Origin of the sequence: Lelliottia sp. 7254-16, assembly GCF_002922995.1 — a bacterium.
In the GTDB taxonomy this organism is placed as follows: domain Bacteria; phylum Pseudomonadota; class Gammaproteobacteria; order Enterobacterales; family Enterobacteriaceae; genus Enterobacter; species Enterobacter jeotgali.
The window spans coordinates 1-20,459 of sequence record NZ_PQVS01000029.1; the positions used below are offsets into that span (position 1 = coordinate 1).

Consider the following 20,459-nt stretch of genomic DNA (forward strand, 5'->3'; position numbering starts at 1 on the left):
GTAGCGGGCGAAATGCCGTAGTGACGGCAAAGAGAACGGATGTTCGCCCCGTCTTGCGAGGCGAACAGAACAAACTCGGTACGTAATGACATGGTATCTCTCGCATCCCAGGGCATAAGCGACTCCAAAAACGGGTTCGTATGCCTTAGTTGTAAGTGTCTACCATGTCCCCGAACAAGTGTTCATGATGTCCCCGGACCGTACACTCCCACAGGGAGAGGGCGAAAACATTAAAAACGGCAACAGAGTTGCCGTTTTGCATTTACCTTGTAGGCCGGGTAAGCGCAGCGCCACCCGGCTTTTTTGGGCTTACAGAACCTTGTGCGGACCAAAGCATTCGTAATGAATCTGCTCTGCGTTCACACCCAGCTCAACCAGCTGCTTCGCCGCAAACTGCATAAACCCGACCGGACCGCAAAGATAAAACTGCATCGCCGGATCGCTGAACAACCCTTCCTGAGTGCGTAAATCCATCAGCCCTGCGCTATCAAACCGGTCTCCGCTTTCGGGTTGATTAAACCAGACATGCGAAGCAAAGTGCGGCAGCGTGGCACCCAGGGTCTTCACTTCATCAGCAAAAGCATGCACCTGGCCGTTTTCTGCCGCGTGGAACCAGTTTACCTGAGCGCTGTGGTTAGCCGCTGCGAGGGTATCCAGCATTGCCAGCATTGGCGTTTGACCAACACCCGCGGAAATCAGCGTCACCGGAGTGTTCGCCTCTACCGCCATAAAGAAATCACCCGCAGGCGCAGCCAGATGAACCACATCCCCGACGACAGCATGATTATGCAGCCAGCTCGAAACCTGACCGCCGTCTTCACGTTTCACCGCAATACGATAGCCTTTGCCATTCGCTTTACGGGTGAGTGAATATTGACGAATTTCCTGATGCGGGAACCCTTCAGGCTTTAGCCACACGCCGAGATACTGGCCCGGCTGATAATCCGCGACCGGCTGTCCGTCGACCGGCTCAAATTCAAAGCTAGTAATAAGCGCACTGCGCGGAGTTTTTTCGACGATACGGAATGCGCGCGTACCTTCCCAGCCGCCGTTTTTCGTGGCGTGTTCGCTGTAAATCTGCGCTTCACGATTGATGAACACACCCGCCAGCACGCCGTAGGCTTTGCCCCAGGCGTCAAGCACCTCCTGGCCTGGGCTGAACATCTCGTCCAGCGTCGCCAGCAGGTGCCCGCCGACGATGTCATATTGCTCCGGTTTAATCTGGAAGCTGGTGTGCTTCTGGGCGATTTTCTCGACGGCAGGCAGCAGCGCGGCCAGGTTTTCAATATTGCTGGCATACGCGGCGATGGCGTTAAACAGGGCTTCGCGCTGATCGCCGTTGCGCTGGTTGCTCATATTGAAAATCTCTTTGAGCTCCGGGTTGTGCGCGAACATGCGATCGTAAAAATGGGCGGTGAGTTTAGGTCCAGTTTCGACCAGCAGGGGAATGGTAGCTTTGACTGTAGCGATGGTTTGAGCGTCTAACATAGCAACTTCCTTGGACAGTTATTTTAATGATGTATTTTAAATGCATCTTATAAAAAATAACCCTGTGTTGTAAATGGTTCTTTGCAACATGAAATAGTTGCATCACAAACCTGAAAAGAAATCCATTGAAAACCGCGAGGTCTTTATTCCTCAAACCCTTGCGTGGCGTGGAGGTAAACGTTTGCGTAAAATCGTTTGTCAAGACCTGTTATCGCAACACTATTCGGTTATACTGTTGCCCGTCGTCTATCAGGACAGCCTTTTCTAGGCCAAATTTTATTGTTAGCTGAGTCAGGAGATGCGGATGTTAAAGCGTGAAATGAACATTGCCGATTATGATGCCGAACTGTGGCAGGCTATGGAGCAGGAAAAAGTACGTCAGGAAGAGCACATCGAACTGATCGCCTCCGAGAACTACACCAGCCCGCGCGTCATGCAGGCGCAGGGTTCTCAGCTGACCAACAAATATGCAGAAGGTTACCCGGGCAAGCGCTACTACGGCGGTTGCGAGTACGTTGATATCGTTGAACAACTGGCGATTGACCGTGCAAAAGAGCTGTTCGGCGCAGACTACGCGAACGTTCAGCCGCACTCTGGTTCTCAGGCTAACTTCGCGGTTTACACCGCGCTGCTGCAGCCGGGCGATACCGTTCTCGGTATGAACCTGGCGCAGGGCGGTCACTTGACTCACGGTTCCCCGGTTAACTTCTCCGGTAAACTGTACAACATCATCCCTTACGGTATTGATGAGTCCGGTAAAATTGACTACGAAGACATGGCGAAGCAGGCACAGACCCACAAACCGAAGATGATCATCGGTGGTTTCTCTGCTTACTCCGGCGTGGTTGACTGGGCCAAAATGCGTGAAATCGCAGACAGCATCGGCGCATACCTGTTCGTGGATATGGCACACGTTGCCGGTCTGATCGCGGCAGGCGTTTACCCGAACCCGGTTCCACACGCGCACGTAGTGACCACCACCACCCACAAAACCCTGGCGGGTCCGCGCGGCGGCCTGATCCTGGCGAAAGGCGGTGACGAAGATCTGTATAAGAAACTGAACTCTGCTGTGTTCCCAAGCGCACAGGGCGGCCCGCTGATGCACGTCATCGCGGCTAAAGCTGTCGCACTGAAAGAAGCGATGGAGCCAGAGTTCAAAGTTTACCAGCAGCAGGTTGCCAAAAACGCCAAAGCGATGGTGGAAGTGTTCCTGAACCGCGGCTACAAAGTGGTTTCTGGCGGCACTGAGAACCACCTGTTCCTGCTGGATCTGGTGGACAAAAACCTGACCGGTAAAGAAGCAGATGCTGCGCTTGGCCGTGCCAACATCACCGTGAACAAAAACAGCGTACCTAACGATCCGAAGAGCCCGTTTGTGACGTCCGGTATCCGTATCGGTTCTCCGGCTGTGACTCGCCGCGGTTTCAAAGAAGCTGAAGTGAAAGAGCTGGCTGGCTGGATGTGTGATGTTCTCGACAACATCAACGACGAAGCGGTTATCGAACGTATCAAAGGCAAAGTGCTGGATATCTGCGCACGTTTCCCTGTGTACGCGTAAGATCTCGTTTCAGTTTAAAAGGCCGCGTAAGCGGCCTTTTTTATTGTCTGGGAATAATGTCGGCCCGATAAGCGAGGATGTTACCGACGGTCGATCGATATCGCCCCTGGCCCGGTCACGGCCAGTAACAGAAACGCCCCGGCAATACTCACATTCTTGTAGAAGTTAATCATGTTCGGCATCACCGCATCGCCACTCATATCCCAGTAGTGGTGGCCAATCACCGCCGTCCCCAGGGTATAGAAGACAAATAACACTGCCAGTGGTCGGGTGTAGAAACCGAGCACAATCAAAATCGCGGCGGGCACTTCCATGATCACCGCAATAATCGCCGCCAGCATTGGCATCGGTGCGCCGAGCGACGTCATATACTGCACTGTTCCATCAAACCCGGTTATTTTTGGAAGTCCAAAAATAATAAACAACACAACAACCGCGATACGTGCAATCAGCAGAACCAGCGAGCGGGACTGACCGAAATCGAAATAGCGTAGAGTGTTCATGGCAGGCTCGTTATTGGGTGGGGTTTACGTTAAAGCTAATACACAACCCGGAACTCCGCCATAAGACCAAATAATCAGCTGCTTAACCCTTAGCGCGTGTCATCCATCACCCTCTCACACTTCGCCTCGCTTTCCGCACCGTTCCCGCTTTTAGCGGCTTGAATACAGGCCTGATAGTCGGTGGGTGAAACGGTTTCCTGAGTTTGCGAAGAGGGCGATGTCTGACAGCCCGCCAGCAGTAAAAGCCCAAAAACTATCCCTATTATTTTCATCTCTGATCTCCTGTGGTTTATGAGCGATTAAAAAATCGTAAATGGCGCAATCACATTGAATTTAATGTCGATTTCGTCCTGGAACATGTTGTTGTAGCCGCCGCTGTAGTTGGGGTTACTGCCGTGGTTGTCGTAGTTGATGTAGTGCAGATTAAACAGCGTGCCTTTCAGGCGGCCGGTCTGCACCGTGTGGGCGATATTGAAGGTCCAGGCAGATTCATCGATGCGCTGACTCTGATCGGCAAGCTCTCCGTTCACGGTACAGGTAGTGCAGGGTTTACCATTCCAGCCGTAGGCATAACCTGCGCCAATCGCCCAGCCGGGCAGATCGTAATTTTTCAGGTCATAGGTCACACCGGCGAAGACAGAGGTTTCACCGTTGGCATCAAAGTCGGATGCCGCATCCCACCAGATATCCAGTCGTCCGTTGGAGCTGGCATAAGCCGGGGTGATACGTTGCAGGAAGAAGCCCTGGTTACCTTCGGCTTTTACGGTCTGCGCTTCGAGGCGGAAATCCAGCGTATCCACGGTATAGCCGAGCATGATGCCCTGCAGCCAGGCTAACCCGTCATATTCGTCGTTGACGGAACCATAGGCGGCGATGGTGTTATCGCCCACTTTGTCTTTTGCGCCGTAAAACTGATAGCTCATGCGCAAGTCGTTGCCGGCCACCGGGAAGCTGTACGACACTTTGCCGAAATACTGATCCATAAAATCAGCTGCCTGAGCCATCGAAGCCTCCAGCACCAGTTTATTTTTGAAGTCGTAACGCAGCCCAAGAGAGTGAACGTAATTGATTTTGGTGGTGTTATCCGCCGCGCGGAACTCGTACATCTCCGTGTACCACGGGGCTTTGTATTTATCCGACCATAGGTACGAACTGGACAGCGCGCCGTGCTCGCCAAAATCCCAGTTGCCGCCGATCTCCGCCCCCTGATAAGCACCGGGCACAAAGCCCCAATGCACGGCGAGTAGCGTCTGGCCGGACGGCTGGATGTAACCTGCGCGCATCCAGTAATCGTCATATTTCATTTTCAGCGCCGCTTTGTAGAGATTAAAACCGCCCTTATCGCCGGACCAGTCCTCTCCCCAGCGCTGATGTGCAGAGCTCAGGCTAATTTCATTCGGATGCGCCGCACTGCCGGTGGCAAGGTTGGCGGCGGCAAAACCGGCCACGTCGAGGCCAATCAGGTCCGCCGCGTAACCGGAGGTGAAATCGAGATTGGCGTTAAAGGTCGAATGGTGAAGATCTTCCACGTAATGCCCGTAATCCTCGCTGCCGACGGTCATGTCGCGCTTGTCGCGATAGCGCTGGGAATAATAAATTCCGCCGGTGAGATGAGAATCATCAACGAAGCCGGACGCGGTGGCAGGGGCAGGAAATAGAATGACAGGCACGCTTGCCAGCAGAGTGGCAAGCAGCGCGTAAAGGCGAAAATAGTGCATAGAAACTCCTCCTCCATGTGAAGACTGATATTCAGAACAGCGCGATTAATGGGGGCCAGCGCCCCCTGGCGTTAAGGCTGACGTTTCAGATGCCAGATGCGGCTGATGTAATCCCGGCTCAGAGGGGGATCGACGAAGATCCCGCGGTACATCAGCTCATCCCCGCCGAGACACTGGTTGTCCAACTGATACCGCGAAGCAGAGTCCAGCCCGGCGAGACGGATTTTACGCAGGGGAGCCGAGGCGTGGCTCACTAGCGAGAAGGCCATCAGCAGCGCTTCGCTTTGGTCGGGAGAGACAAACATCCAGGCGGCAAAATCAGGGTTTTCCCACGGTGAGATGAGTCGCCAGAAAGTGCCGAATTGCAGCAGTTTCCGGTGCTGTTTGTAGAATGCGATCTGCTGGCGCACGGCGTCATCGCGCTCGGCGTTGCTGTGCATCAGATCGAGCATCAGGCCGTAATTGCCGCTCATGGCGACGGCCCCGCGCATCGCCATGCTGGTGGAGCGCCCCATCTGATGGTTAGGCACTTCGGAAACATGGGCGCACTGCATAACCGGCGGATACAACATGCTGGTGGCGTATTGGATCTGCACCCGCGAGGCGGCATCGGTATTGTCGCTGACCCAGGCCTGCGGCATGTAAAACAGCATCCCCGGATCGAAGCGTCCGCCGCCGCCCGCGCAGCACTCAAACAAAATGTGCGGGAAGCGTGTGGTCAGCGCATCCAGCAGCGCATACAGGCCCAGCATGTAGCGATGCGCCGTCTCCTGCTGTTGTGCGGCTCGCGCCGTCGAAGAGCCGACTTCGGTCATGTTGCGGTTCATATCCCACTTGATGTAATCGACGGGATGGCTGGCGAGAAACGTACTCAGCTGTTCAAGAATATTGTCGCGCACTTCCGGGCGGCCTAAATCGAGGATGTACTGATTACGCCCTTCGGAGAGCGGTTGATCGCCCGCGTTGAGGACCCAGTCCGGGTGCTCAGCAAACAGCTCGCTGCGCCGCGACACCATTTCCGGCTCAAACCACAGGCCGAACTTCATCTCCAGGGCATGCACTTGATCGATCAGCGGGCGCAGACCGTGGGGGAATTTCTGCTGGTTAACAAACCAGTCGCCTAGCGACGACGTATCTCCGTTGCGCTCACCGAACCAGCCGTCGTCGAGCATCAGCAGTTCCACGCCGAGCGCTTTGGCGTTGCGCGCAAAACGCAGTAATTTTTCCTCATTAAAATCGAAATACGTCGATTCCCAGTTGTTGGCGAGAATCGGGCGGGTCTGATGGCGATAGGGGCCACGCACCAGATGGTCGCGATAGAGCGTGTGTAGGGCATGAGAAAGCCCATTCAGCCCAGTTTCCGACCAGGCGAGCACCGCCTCTGGTGTCTGGAAACTGTCGCCGGGGTTTAGTTCCCAGCCAAAACCATGAGGGTTAATGCCGAGCTGAACGCGGGTCTGTTGATACGCATCTACTTCGGTGCGGGCGGTAAAATTACCGCTGTAGACCAGATGCAACCCCCACGCCTCGCCCTGCATTTCGGTGGTATGCGGGCGAACCAGGCCAATAAACGGCTGCTGATGGGTACTGCTCGCCCCGCGCTTGCTGTCGAGGACCGTTATGCCGGGGTTCAGCGGCTGACGATGCAGCTGACGCTCCCTCGCCCACGCGCCGGGGAACTGGATCTGCTCAAACTCGCTGTCGGGGAAATCCAGCGAACAGCTCAGAGCGCGCAGCAGACGCAGCGGTTTGACGCCCGGGTTTGTGATCCGCGCGTGGCGCGTTACCACCGGCAGGTCACGAAAAATCGTGTAGCTAAGTTCCACCTGCAGATGCGTAACGGGATCGGCCATCGTCACCCTCAGCGTTTGTGCTTCCTCCGGCGAACTGACCCATGTGGCGGGAAGGCCATCGAGGGCGAGTTTCCCTGACACTATCTGATGTGAAACATAGTGCAGGTTCGACACCTGATGCCCGTCGGCATAACGCACTTCAAAGGCAGGCTCGCGGTAATCGCCCGCGCCGTGTCCGGGATATTCCTGTAACACCGTATCCAGCGAGAACGTCCTGTCCGGCCATTCGGCTGGTGTCGGGGAAAACGATGACCGGTCGAGCTTCGGGTAATCATGCGGTTGCGAACAATCGGCAATACGTTTACCCCAGTAGCAGTGAACCAGATAACGCTGATGCGCAATCCCGAATACGTAGCTAATCTGGCTATTCTGCAGGTGGAAAGACTGTTTTTCAGGGTTCCAGATAATCATGCTTTCACCTCGGCAGAGGACGCGGCGTTACGTTGATGGATATCGCTCAAAATTTCGTAGAAACGTTCTTCGGTAATTTCATAGCGAGCAAGCGGGACCAGACTTAGCAGGGTTAATACGCCCGGAATCATCGTGAATAGCAGACCGATCCACATGGCGGTCTCGGTCGCCTGAATCTGATGCGGAATATATCCGGCCCACGACAGCATAAATCCACCGATTGCGCCGCCAATAGCGCCTGAGAGTTTGGTTTTAAAAATATTGAGTGAAAAAACCATTCCTTCGGAGCGATTGCCGCTGCGCCACTCGCCGTATTCCACGCAGTCTGCGACCATCGAATAAAGGGAGATTTGCCCAATCCCGCCACAGAACGGCGCCAGAGCGCCAACAATAAAGATTAATATGATGTTGGACTGGAAAAAGAATAACAGCATACAGGCCAGCGCCATGACCGCGCTGCTGTAAATAGCGGTATTCTTTTTTCCTATTCTGGCAGAAATAAAGGGAGAGGCTACGGCACCCAAAACCTGTGCAATCATCGATACAGTCAGGAAAATCCCTAACATCATTTCAGCATTTAAATTATAGATAAAGAAGTAAAGCTGGAAGGTTCCACGAATTACGCCGATCATTTCTAATAAGAACATCCCGATGAGTAATAACCGCAGCGGGCGATGCTGTTTTAACAAGGTCCAGAATCCTTTGAAACTCTGACGCTCTTTGCGCGGCACCGTATGCTTTTCCTTGACGCCAAAAAAGGTAATTAGCATACACACCAGAAACACCACACTGTAAATAATGGCCACGGCCCACCAGCTTCCGACGTACTTTACCAGCCACAGCGTCGAGGCGCTGACGGAGAGAAATCCGAAGGTGGCAATGGTTCGGGGAATGGTAATCACTTTGGTGCGTTCGGTCGGATTCTGCGTGATGGCGGCAGACAGCGACCAGTAGGGAATATCGATGATCGCGAAGCAGACACTCCACAATATATAGGTCGAGTAGGCATATACCAGCTTTCCGGCCTCTGAAAGATCCGGACTCAGAAAACAGGCGACGGTGGTCAGAGAAACCAGAATACTGCCGACCAGAATCCACGGGCGGAATTTCCCCATTTTTGTGTGGGTATTATCCACCAGAATGCCGAGGGCAATATCCGTTGCGCCATCGACAAGGCGGGCGATTAAAAACAATAATCCGACTGCTGCGGCTTTGATGCCAAAACTGTCGGTATAGTAAAGCATGAGATAGATAGCGATAAAGGCATACATCACATTTGCCCCGAAGCTCCCCATGCCATAGGAAATAGCGGTGCTCCAGGAAACTCTGTCGCTCGCGAAATTATCCTTCTTCACGGTCTTTTGCTCATTGACTTGTGCTAATTCCATTCTGAAAACTCCTAATTGCCAGGAAGCGCGGATTCATTTTATTGAACCCGGAGAGAATTGAACGTTGGCAATTGTAGGAGGCTAAAATGAAACGGACTTTGCGCGGGCGTTTATATTTCAGTAAACACGGATTACTAATCGAAAAGCTAATAATCTCTTTGTCTTAATAAAATATTTACCCGGTAAATATATTAAAGGAAAAGCTGAATCGCGTTAGCCTTCATTTTCAAGCGCGGCTTCGACATACAAATATCCAATGCCCATTACCTGCTGGGCGCGGGTTAAGCCGCCAAAATTAATCTGCGTGGCATTGCGCTTTAAGCCATCGCTGTGATCAAACGGATTAAAGCCGATGCGCTGTTTTATCGCTTCAAGCCAACTCTCACCAAACCCGCAGCTGCGGCCATAAAACCAAATTTGATTGATATTCAGAATGTTGAGGAAGTTATACAGGCTCAGGCCAATCGCATGCGCCGACTCTTCCACCCAGCGCATCACGTGTTCGTCGCCCGCGTGCCAGGCTTTCACCAGCTGCTGTGAGCTGAGGGTTTCAGGATCTTGCTGCGGGACAGCAGGGTGGCTCTTAAGCCAGATCCGCGCCTGTTTTTTCAGGGCGGAAAGGGAGGCCACCGTCTCCAGGCAGCCATAGCGGCCACAGTCGCACATCGCGCCATCCGGGTTAACGATCGTATGCCCGATTTGCCCGCTACCGTATAAATTCCCGCGATAAATTTGTCCGTTAATCACGAACGACGAGCCGATACCGTAATCGACGTTAATCACGCAAAAATCCTCGCGGTTCTGCGCATTTTGCCATTTCTCCGCGAGGGCCAGCATCACGCAGTCGTTATCCAGCTTCACCGTGACGCGCAGCTTCTCCTCCAGCAGATATTTAATCTCCACGTTCCCGCGCCACGGTGCTTGCGGCATGGTTTGCGACACGCCGGTCACCGGGTCAACCTGGCCGTGAATGCCCAGCGCCAGGTTAATGATTTTTCGCGGCCAGTTTTTTGACTGCAGCAGCCAGATAGATTCAATTGCGGCCAGCAGTGCCTGCGGTGTGGGAGCGCTGATGGCGCGGCGTTCAAACTCACCGAGCGCCGACAGCTGCGCATCGCAAAGTTGGCTTTCGATACTGGTGGGGGTCACATTCATGCAGAGAATGTAATCGCCCTCAGGCGGAATCTGATAACTGCCGCCGTTCAGCCCTCTGCTGCTCATATTTTCACTGGAGTGGCTGAGTTTGCCATCCTCCACCAGTTCATCGAGGATTTTGCTGACTGCCGGAATCGACAGGCCGGTAAATTGCGCAAAACGCGATTTGCTCAGCTGTTTGTGTTTCCACACCAGTTTCAGCAGAGTCTGGCGATTAAGCTGTCGCACCCGCTGATTGTTCAGACCTGACTCCTGCATTTCACTAAACCTCGTTAACTGTATTGCGTGAGCTTTAAGCAATTAAAACATATCACTCTCCGCCAGACTGTTGCCATCCCCTCATTCACTAACATTTGTTTACTGGAGAATGGCTATGTACGGAGTTGTTAAAGTCTGGCAAGAAACTCTCTCTCTCCCCACCTGGACGACAGGCAGCGAAGATACCAATCCGATGTTCCTCGAAAAACGCGTCTATCAAGGCTCGTCCGGCGCGGTCTATCCCTATGGCGTCACCGACACCCTGACGGGCAAACGCGAAATGCGCGAGTACCAGGCGGTGTGGATGGAAAACGACTTTATCCGCATTATGCTGCTGCCGGAATTGGGCGGAAGAATTCACCGCGCCTATGACAAAGTCAAAGAGCGCGATTTTGTCTACTACAACGAGGTGGTCAAACCCGCGCTGGTCGGCCTGCTCGGGCCGTGGATCTCCGGCGGTATAGAATTTAACTGGCCGCAGCACCATCGTCCGACCACGTTTATGCCCGTGGATGTGACCATTCAGCCTGGTGACAACGGCGCGCAAACCGTCTGGATGGGCGAAGCCGAGCCGATGCGCGGCCTGCAGGTGATGACCGGTTTTACGCTTTATCCGGATCGCGCGCTGATCGAAATTACCGGCAAAGTATTTAACCCCAACGCCACGCCGCGCCACTTCCTGTGGTGGGCCAACCCGGCGGTGAAGGGCGGGGACGACCACCAGAGCGTTTTCCCGCCAGATGTGACGGCAGTCTTTGATCACGGTAAACGCGATGTCTCCGCCTTCCCGATTGCTCATGGAACCTATTACAAAGTCGACTATTCGGCGGGCGTGGATATCTCGCGCTACAAAAACGTGCCAGTGCCGACCTCCTACATGGCCGAGAAATCTGATTACGATTTTGTCGGGGCGTACCACCACGGTGAGCGCGGCGGGTTGCTGCACGTTGCCGATCATCAAGTTTCACCGGGTAAAAAGCAGTGGACCTGGGGCCATGAAGAGTTTGGCCGCGCCTGGGATCGCCATCTGACGGATGAAAACGGCCCCTATATTGAGCTGATGACCGGCGTCTTTACCGATAACCAGCCGGATTTCACCTGGCTTGCGCCGTACGAAGAGAAAGTGTTCGTGCAGAATTTCCTGCCTTACAGCGAGCTGGGTATGGTGCAGAACGCCAATACCCAGCTGGCGTTAAAACTGGAACGCCACGCGCCGCATTTACAGCTGGGAATTTACGCCATCGCGCCGCTGGTGGAGGTGAGTCTTGAACTGAGCGCTGAAGGTAAAACGCTCTGGCAAACGCGCCTCAGCCTGATGCCGGGCGAGAGCCACCAGCAGACGCTGGCAGGCCACGACGCGCGTTTAACCCTGACGGTCAAAGACGCTTCGGGCCGCACGCTGCTGAGCTATCAGGAGCACATTCCGGAGGAGACGCCGCTGCCCGCACCGGCCACCGCACCGGCATTGCCGGAAAACATCACAAATTGCGACGAACTCTATTTTATCGGCCAGCACCTGGAGCAGTACAACCACGCCAGCCGTTACGCGGAAGATTACTACCGCCGTGCGCTGGCGCTGGACGCGCACGACTATCGCAACAACGTCGCGCTCGGGACGTTGGCGCTCAACCGCGCAGACTGGGCCCTGGCGCAGCAGTGCGCGAAAGCGGCTTTGGTACGCGCCCATCAGCTGAATAAAAACCCGCGCGATGGCGAAGCCAGCCAGCTGCTGGCGACGGCGCTCGAGCGTCTGGGTGATGACGAAAAAGCCTGGGATCACTACTACAAAGCGTCGTGGAGCGGGAACTGTCGCGACGCGGCGTTCTGGTCGCTGGCGCGTCTGGCGATGAAACGCGGTGACTACGCCAACGCGCTGGAAAAGGTTGAGGTCAGCCTTGGTATCAACGCCAGTAACAATCTGGCGATGGGGCTGAAGGTGCTGGCGCTGGCGAAACTCGGGCGCGAAGACGACGCGCTGGCGTTTATTGATGCCGGTCTGCGCACCCATCCTCTCAGCTACACCCTGCACTATGCGCGCTGGGCGATAAATCAAGATGACATCTCGCGGGAAAAACTGCGTCAGGTGACGGGTCGTCGCGGGGCAAATGCCTGCGTGCTGGCGGGCTGGTTAACGTCGATGGGCATGAGTGATGCGACGCGCGAGGTGCTGGATCTGCTCGACAGCCAGGAGACGCTCCCGCAATTGTGGCGTGCGGCGCTAAGTGAAAATGCAGAAACGCGCGCCCGTCACCTCGCTGCCGCGCGGCGCTGCGAGCCTAACCGCGTGCGTTTCCCGAACGCGCTCGACGAAGTGCAAATGCTGCAAAACTTGCAGGATGATGCCTTTGCCCGCTATCAGTTGGGCTGCTTCTGGTACAGCAAACGTCGCTATGACGAGGCGGTGGCCTGCTGGCAATTCACTCTGCAACGGGAACCGCAGTTCGCGCCAGCCCAGCGCCTGCTGGGCATTTACGCATGGAACAAACAGCAGGATTTGGCGCTGGCGCAGCAGTATCTGCAACGTGCCGTCGAGCTGGAACCGGAAAATCCGCGTTTCCTGTTCGAACTCGACTACCTGAACAAACTCACTGGCGAAACGGTGGCGAAACGTCTGACGATGCTGTCCGCCCGTGAAAATGTTGCCCTTAAACGCGACGACCTGACGGCAGAACTGCTGAGTCTGTGGAATGGCTCCGGACGCTACGCTGATGCAGCGAACGTACTGAAAACCCGCGAGTTCCACCCGTGGGAGGGCGGGGAAGGCAAAGTCACCGGCCAGTATCTGCTCAACCAGCAGCATCGCGCCTTGCAGCACATTGCCAGCGGGGATTTTGCTGAGGCGATAAACCTGCTGCAGGCCGCGCTCCGCTACCCGCATAACCTCGGGGAAGGGCGTCTGCCGGGGCAAACGGATAACGATATTTGGTATCTGCTCGGCTACTGCCATGCGCAGTGCGACAGCCAGGCCGAGGCGCAGCGCTGCTTCACCCGCGCGGCGCAGGGCGGAAGTTCGCTCGATGCCGGGCGCTATTATAACGACCAGCCCGCCGATTATCTCTTCTGGCAGGGGATGGCGATGCGCGCGTTGGGCGACAGTGCCGCAGCCGAGCGTCACTTCAACAGTTTCCTGACCTGGGCGAAAGCCCATCACGACGATGTACCTGAGGCCGATTTCTTTGCTGTTTCGCTGCCGGATCTGGTGGTGCTTGATGCACCCGCCGGGCTACAGCATCAGCAGCACTGTCTGTTTATCGAGGCGCTCGGCCACGCGGGACTGGGGGATTTCACCGCCAGCCAGCGTTTCCTCAATACCCTGTTAACCCTGAATCCTGCGCACGACAAAGCGCATTTCGTTCAGCACGCGCAGGCGGCTGGCATTTTTAACTAACTGACCTGACAGGTGGGGCAACCCACCTGTTAACCCTCTGTTTCCTGCATTCCCTTAAAGAGGAATCACGATGAATAATGACGCACAGACACAACTGAAAATGGGCTACGTCTGGACCATCTGCCTGGTTGCGGCCTGCGGTGGGCTGCTGTTTGGCTACGACTGGGTAGTGATTGGCGGGGCAAAACCCTTCTACGAAGCTTGGTTCTCAATAACCGATCCGGCGCAGTCCGGCTGGGCGATGAGCTCCGCGCTGGTGGGCTGTATTTTTGGTGCGCTGATCTCTGGCTGGTGCGCCGATAAGCTGGGACGCAAGCGCCCACTGATTCTGTCGGCGCTGCTGTTTAGCATCTCCGCGCTGGGCGCGGCGCTGGCGCATAATTTCGACGTTTTCGTGGTGTTTCGCATTATTGGCGGCATCGGGATTGGTCTCGCCTCGGCCCTCAGCCCGCTTTATATCGCCGAAGTTAGCCCGGCAGAAAAACGCGGTCGCTTTGTGGCGGTCAACCAGCTCACCATCGTGGTTGGCGTACTGGCCGCGCAGCTGGTAAACCTGATGATCGCCGAGCCGGTGGCGGCAGGCGCAACGCAGGAGACCATCCTCCACAGCTGGAACGGGCAAATCGGCTGGCGCTGGATGTTTGGCGCAGGGCTGGTGCCTGCTCTGGCCTTTTTACTGCTGATGTTCTTCGTGCCGGAATCCCCGCGCTGGCTGATGAAAGTCGGCAAACCGGAACGTGCGCGCGCCATGCTGGAGCGCATTGGCACCGCGCAGTACGCCAGTCAGACGCTGAAAGAGATTGCCCATACGCTGGAAAAAGACACTCAGAAAGTCTCTTACTCCACGCTGTTGCAGCCGCAAATCAAACCGATTGTGATTATCGGCATGGTGCTGGCGATGTTCCAGCAGTGGTGCGGGATCAACGTGATCTTCAACTACGCTCAGGAGATCTTTGCCTCGGCCGGGTTTGATATCAACGACACCCTGAAATCGATTGTGGCTACGGGCATTATCAATCTCGTCTTTACCGTCGCCGCGCTGCCGCTGGTGGACAAAATTGGGCGTCGCAAGCTGATGCTGCTGGGCGCATCGGGCCTGACCATTATCTATGTGCTGATCGCCAGCGCCTATGCGATGAACATCATGGGTTGGCCGGTTCTGCTGCTGGTGCTGGCGGCGATTGCGATTTACGCCCTGACGCTGGCCCCGGTCACCTGGGTGCTGCTCTCTGAAATCTTCCCTAACCGCGTGCGTGGGTTGGCGATGTCGCTCGGAACGTTAGCTCTGTGGGTAGCCTGTTTCCTGCTGACCTACACCTTCCCGCTGCTCAATGCCGGGCTGGGCGCGGCGGGCAGCTTCCTGCTGTACGGCGTGATTTGTGCGGCTGGGTATCTCTACATTCTGCGTAACGTGCCGGAAACCAAAGGCGTGACCCTCGAAGCGCTGGAAGAACAGCTGGAAAAACAGCACACGAAAAGTACTCACGCGGCGAATGCCGGACGGGCTCACTGATGGCGAACTCGTTACTGCTTCAAAACGCGCATCTGCGCCTTAGCGTCGACCCGCAGGGAGGCGGGCTGCGCGAGCTGGTGTCCCTCACTCACGACACACACGTCCTGTGGGACAAAGGTGAAAGTGCACTATTCCCAATGCTGCCGCTGGCAAACCGGGTGGCCGGGAATCGCTTTTCATTTCAGGGGCGTGAAGTCGCGCTGCCTCGCAGTCCGGTCGATGATGAGTTCTTCCTGCACGGCAACGGCTGGCTTGAGCGCTGGTCCGTTGAATCCGTATCGGATACGGAGTGCCTGCTTCTGCTTCGCAGCCAGCACCCCTGCGGTTTCGACTATCTGGCCGAGCTGCGTTACCGGTTGCGGGAAAACGTTCTGCGGGCGGAGCTGACGCTCACGCACCTCGGCAAAAACCCGATGCTCTACGGGCTGGGTTTTCATCCGTGGTTCGTGTTTGAGGCGGAAAGTCGCGTGCAGTTTTTCGCCAGCGGCTACTGGCCGGAAGGGGAGAAGCATTTGCCGCTGGCGTGGCAGGGTGAAATTCCACCTGCGATCGATTTCTGCGAGGCAAAACACGGTGAGAACGGCTGGCTGAATGTGGGCTATTCCGGCTGGAACGGCGTGGCGAAGATTCAGCGAGATGTGATGACTGTCACATTATCATCGCAAACACCCTGGCTGATGCTGTTCCGAATGTCGGGTGAATCATTCTTATGCCTCGAACCCCAGAGTCATCCGGTGAACGCCCATCATCAGGCCGGACAGCCAGGATTAGTGGCGTTAGGCCGGGGCGACAGTACCCGTTTGGCGATGGAAATTGCCGTCGAATCAACGGTAAATTCCTGTTAATCGGCTGTTAATACCCGCTTGCGCCAGCCCCTTTTTAGCGCCAGACTAGCGCCTCCAAAACGGGAGGGATTCATGGGTTTGCATTCCACGCGCTGGCTGGCGCTCAGCTATTTTACCTACTTTTTTAGCTACGGTATTTTTCTGCCTTTCTGGAGCGTGTGGCTCAAAGGTATCGGCCTGACTCCGGAAACCATCGGCGTACTGCTGGGCGCAGGCCTGGTGGCGCGATTCCTCGGCAGCCTGCTGATTGCGCCGCGCGTCAGCGATCCCTCTCTGCTGATTAAAGCCATGCGCATTCTTGCGCTGCTCACGCTGGTGTTCCTTGCAGGCTTCTGGGTCAGCCAGCAGTTTGCCTGGCTGATGGTGGTGATGGTCGGCTTTAACCTCTTCTTCTCGCCGCTGGTTCCGCTGACGGATGCCCTTGCGAACACCTGGCAAAAACAGGTAACGATGGACTACGGGCGCGTGCGTCTGTGGGGATCGGTGGCCTTTGTGATTGGCTCGGCGCTGGTCGGCAAGCTGGTCAGCCTTTACGATTATCATGCCATTCTGGCGCTGCTCAGCGTCGGGATTGCCTCGATGCTGCTGGGAATGCTGCTACAACCGTCGGTCAAACCGCAGGGTGAAAGCCGCCAGCAGGAGAGCACCGGCTGGGCTGCGTGGAGCACACTGATTAAGCAAAGCTGGCGTTTTCTGGCCTGCGTCTGTTTATTGCAGGGCGCGCACGCGGCGTACTACGGTTTCAGCGCGATTTACTGGCAGGGCGCGGGTTATTCTGCGTCTGCTGTTGGATATCTCTGGTCGCTCGGCGTGGTGGCGGAAGTCATCATTTTTGCTCTCAGCAAAAAGCTGTTCCGCCGCTTTGGTGCGCGCGATCTGCTCCTGCTCTCCGCCGTGTGCGGCGTGCTGCGCTGGGGCATCATGGGCTGGACGACTGATTTACCGTGGCTGATTGTCGCCCAGATCCTGCATTGCGGCACCTTCACCGTCTGCCATCTGGCGGCGATGCGCTATATCGCTGCGCGTCAGGGCAGCGAAGTCATTCGTCTGCAAGCGGTCTATTCGGCAGTGGCGATGGGCGGCAGTATTGCGGTGATGACCGTGTTCGCGGGGTTCCTGTATCAGCATCTCGGCCACGGCGTGTTCTGGGTAATGGCGCTGGTGGCGCTGCCGGCTCTGGTGGTTCGTCCCAAAGTGGCAGCGCAAAACGTGGCGTTATGATTCCAGCATGGCGCGAATATGTTCCTGCTGCTGCGGGTTTAGCGTCTCAACGGCGTGGATCAGCGGCGGCGAGAACAGGGGCAGGGCGGTGGCGTAAGGGGTAATGATCAGCGCCGCCTCGCGCGGTGCGCCTTCTTTCTGGAACGTCTGAAGCGACACATAGCGAATGTTGAGCGGCAGCAGCGTCAGTTCGCGCAGTTGCCCCTCAATCAGCACTTCACTGGCTTTGTCATCGCCCGTTAGCAGCACGACCTGTTTCTCATGCAGATCCGTTTCCTGCATCAGCCACGCGCCAAAAATCACCGCCACCAGGCACATCTCTTCATCAGAAAAACGCAGGCCAAATTCCGCTTCCACTTCAAACAGCACATCCCTTGTGGTGCGCATCAGACGCGGGTACAGGCGACCAATCTCTTCCGGCAAGCTGTTGTCGATCCCGATGCCAAACAGCGAGCGATCCAGCGCCTGGGAAAGATGAATATACAGCTGATCCGTCAGCCCCTGTTCGTCGCTAAAGCGCATTCCCGTCTGCCCGCGAAAACGGCCGATCATGCGTGAGATGGCGTGGCGCAGGCGTTGGTCCAGCTGATGCGCATCGCGCAGCGGATCGGGGGTGCGCAGCATCATAAACAGCAATGACAGAAACAGCGGCTCATCGGCGTGCGGACTTTGTCGCACCCGGCGCTGCCAGTGGCGGACAATCTCCTGCGCCGCCAGATATTCACCGCGCGAATGTGCCCAGTGGCGCTGAACGGGGGAAAACTGCGGCGTCTGCCCCAGATGATGCTGGATCAGGCAATATTGCAAATAGAGCTGCAAAAATTGTACGTCGCGGCACTCGAAGTTGCGCTCCAGGCGGCGGGAACAGAAGGCAATCAGCGCCCGCAAATTAGTATCGTCATACAGCGTACGCGCGATGCCGAGCTGTTTAAGCTCTGTTTTAAGCGCCGGGGTAAACTGTTGGCTAATAAAATGCGGGCACAGCCGCAGCGCCCGTCGCAACCAGTGCAGCAGGCATAAGCGTTGATCGAGCGTCGTACCTTCAATTCGGTAGCTGCCGTCATGATGCGTCACGATGTTCAGCCGGTGATAGCGCTGGATCTCATCGCGCGTCTCGGCTATATCTTGCCGTGCGATGTCGTCGTCGACCCCATTGATATCGATAATGCTTTGCGGGGTGACGACAAAACCTGGCAGGTAAAGCATCAAAAGCACCTGGCAGCGGCGCTGCGAACTGGAAAGCACAGATGGGTTTTCGAGTGTCGTCATCATCTGTCGGGTATCCAGTAGGGGTATTCGATAAGAATAGCTAAAGGATGTGCGCAGGAAAGCGCACCCGTGGGTCTTTCCGTCAGGAATGCGGGAGAACATCACAGAATTTTTGACGTGAGGAATCGATGCAAATAGTTAAACACAGCGCTTCGGCGCTATTTTTGGCGGTTTTATCTTCGGCGGCCAGTGCGCATCCTCACAGTTTTATCAGCCTGCAGACGGAAATTGTCGCCGATGATATGCAGATGAGCGGCCTGAAAATGCGCTGGACGATGGATGAAATCACCTCGGCCGATCTGCTTTATGATGCAGGCGCGGCAAAGCCTGGCGATGAGATCTGGAAAAAGCTGGCAGCGGAAGTGATGGCCAATGTGCTCGGGCAGCACTATTTCACCGAGTTCTGGCATAACGGGCAAAAGGTTAAATTTCTTAATCGACCGACCACCTACGGCATGGAGCGCGATGGCCATCAGGCAGTGTTAACCTTTATTTTGCCATTGGCCGAACCGCAGCCGCTGGCCGGGCAGAAATACACTTTCTCGACTTTTGATCCGAGCTATTACGTCGACATGAGCTATGCCGAAGACAAAGATGCGGCGCTTCCCGCCGCGCTGCAAAAGCGCTGCACGATTGCAGTCCATACGCCAAAGCCGAGTGAAGAGACGATGAACTTTGCGCTATCGCTCGATAAAGCCGATGCGCCGCCGGAGGATATGGATTTGGGTAAACAGTTCGCGCAGCAGGTGACCGTGCAATGTCAGTGATGGCTTCTTCTCTCAGTAAAAAACGCCGCTGGCTGCACCTCTGGCCGCTATTCCTGTTTCTGGTTCTGGCCGCCGTTGGCGCATTCTGGCTCTGGCAGGCGTGGCCGCAGGTGATGATGAAAAGCATCATCTGGCAGCGCGAGGTCAATCAGCAAATGAGCGGACTGCTCAAAGCGGTGGCGGAGAACCCGACCAAAGCCGGTGGCTCGCTGCTGATCTTCAGTTTTCTATACGGCGTGCTGCACGCGCTGGGGCCGGGCCACGGGAAAATCGTCATTACCACCTGGCTTGCGACCCATCCTTCAAAGCTCAAATCGAGTATCGGCTTAACGCTTGCCTCTTCGTTATTGCAGGGACTGGTGGCGATTGCGCTGGTGGTCGTGGTGCTGACGGTACTGCAACTCCCGGCTCGTCAGCTGCACATGAGCAGTTTCTGGCTGGAGAAGGGGAGCTATGCGCTGGTGGGCGTGCTTGGGCTATTGCTCTGCTGGCGAGCGGTCAAAAAACTGCGGGCCTTGCTGCAGAAACCCAAATTCAAAACGTTCACGCCGCATCATGTTCACGATGCCCACTGCGGTTGCGGGCATCAGCATTTGCCGACGCAAGAACAGCTGCAAAGCGGGGACGACTGGCGCGCACGGCTGATGATCATTCTGTCGATGGGGATGCGGCCCTGTTCCGGGGCAATCATGGTGCTGCTGTTCAGTAAGGTGATTGGGGTATTTAGCTGGGGCGTGATTTCCGCACTGGCGATGGCTGCGGGGACGTCGCTGACGATTACGTCTCTGGCCTTGCTGGTCCACAGTTTTCGCCAGCTGGCGGTGAAACTGAGCGGCAACAAAACGCCGGTACTGTGGCGGCAGGTGGGCTGGACGACGCTGGCGTTAGCAGGCGGGGTAATTTTACTGGTGGCGGCGGTGACGATGGGGGTCAGCGCGGTGCCGGTGGGGCGGGGGTTACGACCGTTTTAAAGGGTGCGGCCTGATGCCCTCACCCTAGCCCTCTCCCTGTACGGTCCGGGGACATGGTAGACAGGTGTTCGGGGACATGGTGAACACTATTTAACATCCTTTACCCATGGTGATCGACTTTTTCTTCAGGTCGATCACCCCCACTTTCGTGCT

16 protein-coding genes and 1 pseudogene are annotated in these 20,459 nt (G+C 56.0%); 7 read left to right on the top strand and 10 right to left on the bottom strand.

What is annotated here, in order from left to right:
- Both C3708_RS23260 and hmpA read right to left on the bottom strand, forming a co-directional pair.
- Window positions 1-128: pseudogene (locus C3708_RS23260) on the bottom strand (IS481 family transposase); the annotation flags it as partial.
- A 181-nt stretch (window positions 129-309) separates the two neighbouring features.
- A complete protein-coding gene (hmpA, locus tag C3708_RS23265) occupies window positions 310-1,488 on the bottom strand; it encodes an NO-inducible flavohemoprotein (protein ID WP_095282925.1) in 1,179 nt (392 codons plus the stop codon).
- A gap of 304 nt (window positions 1,489-1,792) precedes the next feature.
- On the opposite strand from hmpA, the gene glyA reads away from it, so the two are divergent.
- Window positions 1,793-3,046, top strand: a complete 1,254-nt coding sequence (gene glyA / locus C3708_RS23270) for a serine hydroxymethyltransferase (RefSeq protein WP_095282924.1) — start codon at window positions 1,793-1,795, stop codon at window positions 3,044-3,046.
- An 80-nt stretch (window positions 3,047-3,126) separates the two neighbouring features.
- Here glyA and C3708_RS23275 read toward each other — a convergent pair whose 3' ends face one another.
- The 6 genes from C3708_RS23275 to C3708_RS23300 form a co-directional block, all read right to left on the bottom strand.
- Window positions 3,127-3,549 carry a DoxX family protein gene (locus C3708_RS23275; protein ID WP_095282923.1) on the bottom strand — a complete coding sequence of 141 codons (423 nt, stop codon included), beginning with the start codon at window positions 3,547-3,549 and terminating at the stop codon, window positions 3,127-3,129.
- Between the two features lie 89 nt (window positions 3,550-3,638).
- Entirely contained in the window at window positions 3,639-3,821 is a 183-nt protein-coding gene (gene chiQ / locus C3708_RS23280) for a ChiQ/YbfN family lipoprotein (RefSeq protein ID WP_095282922.1), read from the bottom strand.
- A 27-nt stretch (window positions 3,822-3,848) separates the two neighbouring features.
- Entirely contained in the window at window positions 3,849-5,267 is a 1,419-nt protein-coding gene (locus C3708_RS23285; RefSeq protein ID WP_095282921.1) for an OprD family outer membrane porin, read from the bottom strand.
- 71 nt (window positions 5,268-5,338) lie between these two features.
- A complete protein-coding gene (locus tag C3708_RS23290; protein ID WP_103950404.1) occupies window positions 5,339-7,531 on the bottom strand; it encodes an alpha-galactosidase in 2,193 nt (730 codons plus the stop codon).
- Window positions 7,528-8,919 carry an MFS transporter gene (locus C3708_RS23295; RefSeq protein ID WP_165790689.1) on the bottom strand — a complete coding sequence of 464 codons (1,392 nt, stop codon included), beginning with the start codon at window positions 8,917-8,919 and terminating at the stop codon, window positions 7,528-7,530. The genes C3708_RS23290 and C3708_RS23295 overlap by 4 nt, the downstream gene beginning before the upstream one ends.
- A gap of 213 nt (window positions 8,920-9,132) precedes the next feature.
- A complete protein-coding gene (locus C3708_RS23300) occupies window positions 9,133-10,332 on the bottom strand; it encodes an ROK family protein (protein WP_095282919.1) in 1,200 nt (399 codons plus the stop codon).
- Between the two features lie 115 nt (window positions 10,333-10,447).
- On the opposite strand from C3708_RS23300, the gene C3708_RS23305 reads away from it, so the two are divergent.
- The 4 genes from C3708_RS23305 (at window position 10,448) to C3708_RS23320 (ending at window position 17,299) form a co-directional block, all read left to right on the top strand.
- The gene (locus C3708_RS23305; protein ID WP_103950405.1) at window positions 10,448-13,720 is read left to right on the top strand and encodes a DUF5107 domain-containing protein; all 3,273 of its coding nucleotides are present in this window, start codon (window positions 10,448-10,450) and stop codon (window positions 13,718-13,720) included.
- 70 nt (window positions 13,721-13,790) lie between these two features.
- Window positions 13,791-15,233 carry a sugar porter family MFS transporter gene (locus tag C3708_RS23310; RefSeq protein ID WP_103947290.1) on the top strand — a complete coding sequence of 481 codons (1,443 nt, stop codon included), beginning with the start codon at window positions 13,791-13,793 and terminating at the stop codon, window positions 15,231-15,233.
- Window positions 15,233-16,078, top strand: a complete 846-nt coding sequence (locus C3708_RS23315) for an aldose 1-epimerase (RefSeq protein WP_103950406.1) — start codon at window positions 15,233-15,235, stop codon at window positions 16,076-16,078. Before C3708_RS23310 ends, C3708_RS23315 begins: the two co-directional genes overlap by 1 nt.
- Before the next feature lie 72 nt (window positions 16,079-16,150).
- Complete coding sequence (locus tag C3708_RS23320; RefSeq protein WP_095282915.1) at window positions 16,151-17,299, top strand: 3-phenylpropionate MFS transporter; 1,149 nt, start codon at window positions 16,151-16,153, stop codon at window positions 17,297-17,299.
- Here C3708_RS23320 and csiE read toward each other — a convergent pair.
- The gene (gene csiE / locus C3708_RS23325) at window positions 17,294-18,571 is read right to left on the bottom strand and encodes a stationary phase inducible protein CsiE (protein ID WP_095282914.1); all 1,278 of its coding nucleotides are present in this window, start codon (window positions 18,569-18,571) and stop codon (window positions 17,294-17,296) included. The two genes, C3708_RS23320 and csiE, sit on opposite strands and share 6 nt — an antisense overlap.
- Window positions 18,572-18,696: 125 nt before the next feature.
- Here csiE and C3708_RS23330 point away from each other — a divergent pair, with 125 nt between their 5' ends.
- A complete protein-coding gene (locus C3708_RS23330; RefSeq protein WP_095282913.1) occupies window positions 18,697-19,335 on the top strand; it encodes a DUF1007 family protein in 639 nt (212 codons plus the stop codon).
- The gene (locus C3708_RS23335) at window positions 19,326-20,306 is read left to right on the top strand and encodes a nickel/cobalt transporter (protein ID WP_103950407.1); all 981 of its coding nucleotides are present in this window, start codon (window positions 19,326-19,328) and stop codon (window positions 20,304-20,306) included. The genes C3708_RS23330 and C3708_RS23335 overlap by 10 nt, the downstream gene beginning before the upstream one ends.
- Before the next feature lie 90 nt (window positions 20,307-20,396).
- Here C3708_RS23335 and C3708_RS23970 read toward each other — a convergent pair.
- Window positions 20,397-20,459: hypothetical protein (locus tag C3708_RS23970; RefSeq protein WP_233210447.1), on the bottom strand; the 63-nt coding region annotated here is incomplete at its 5' end.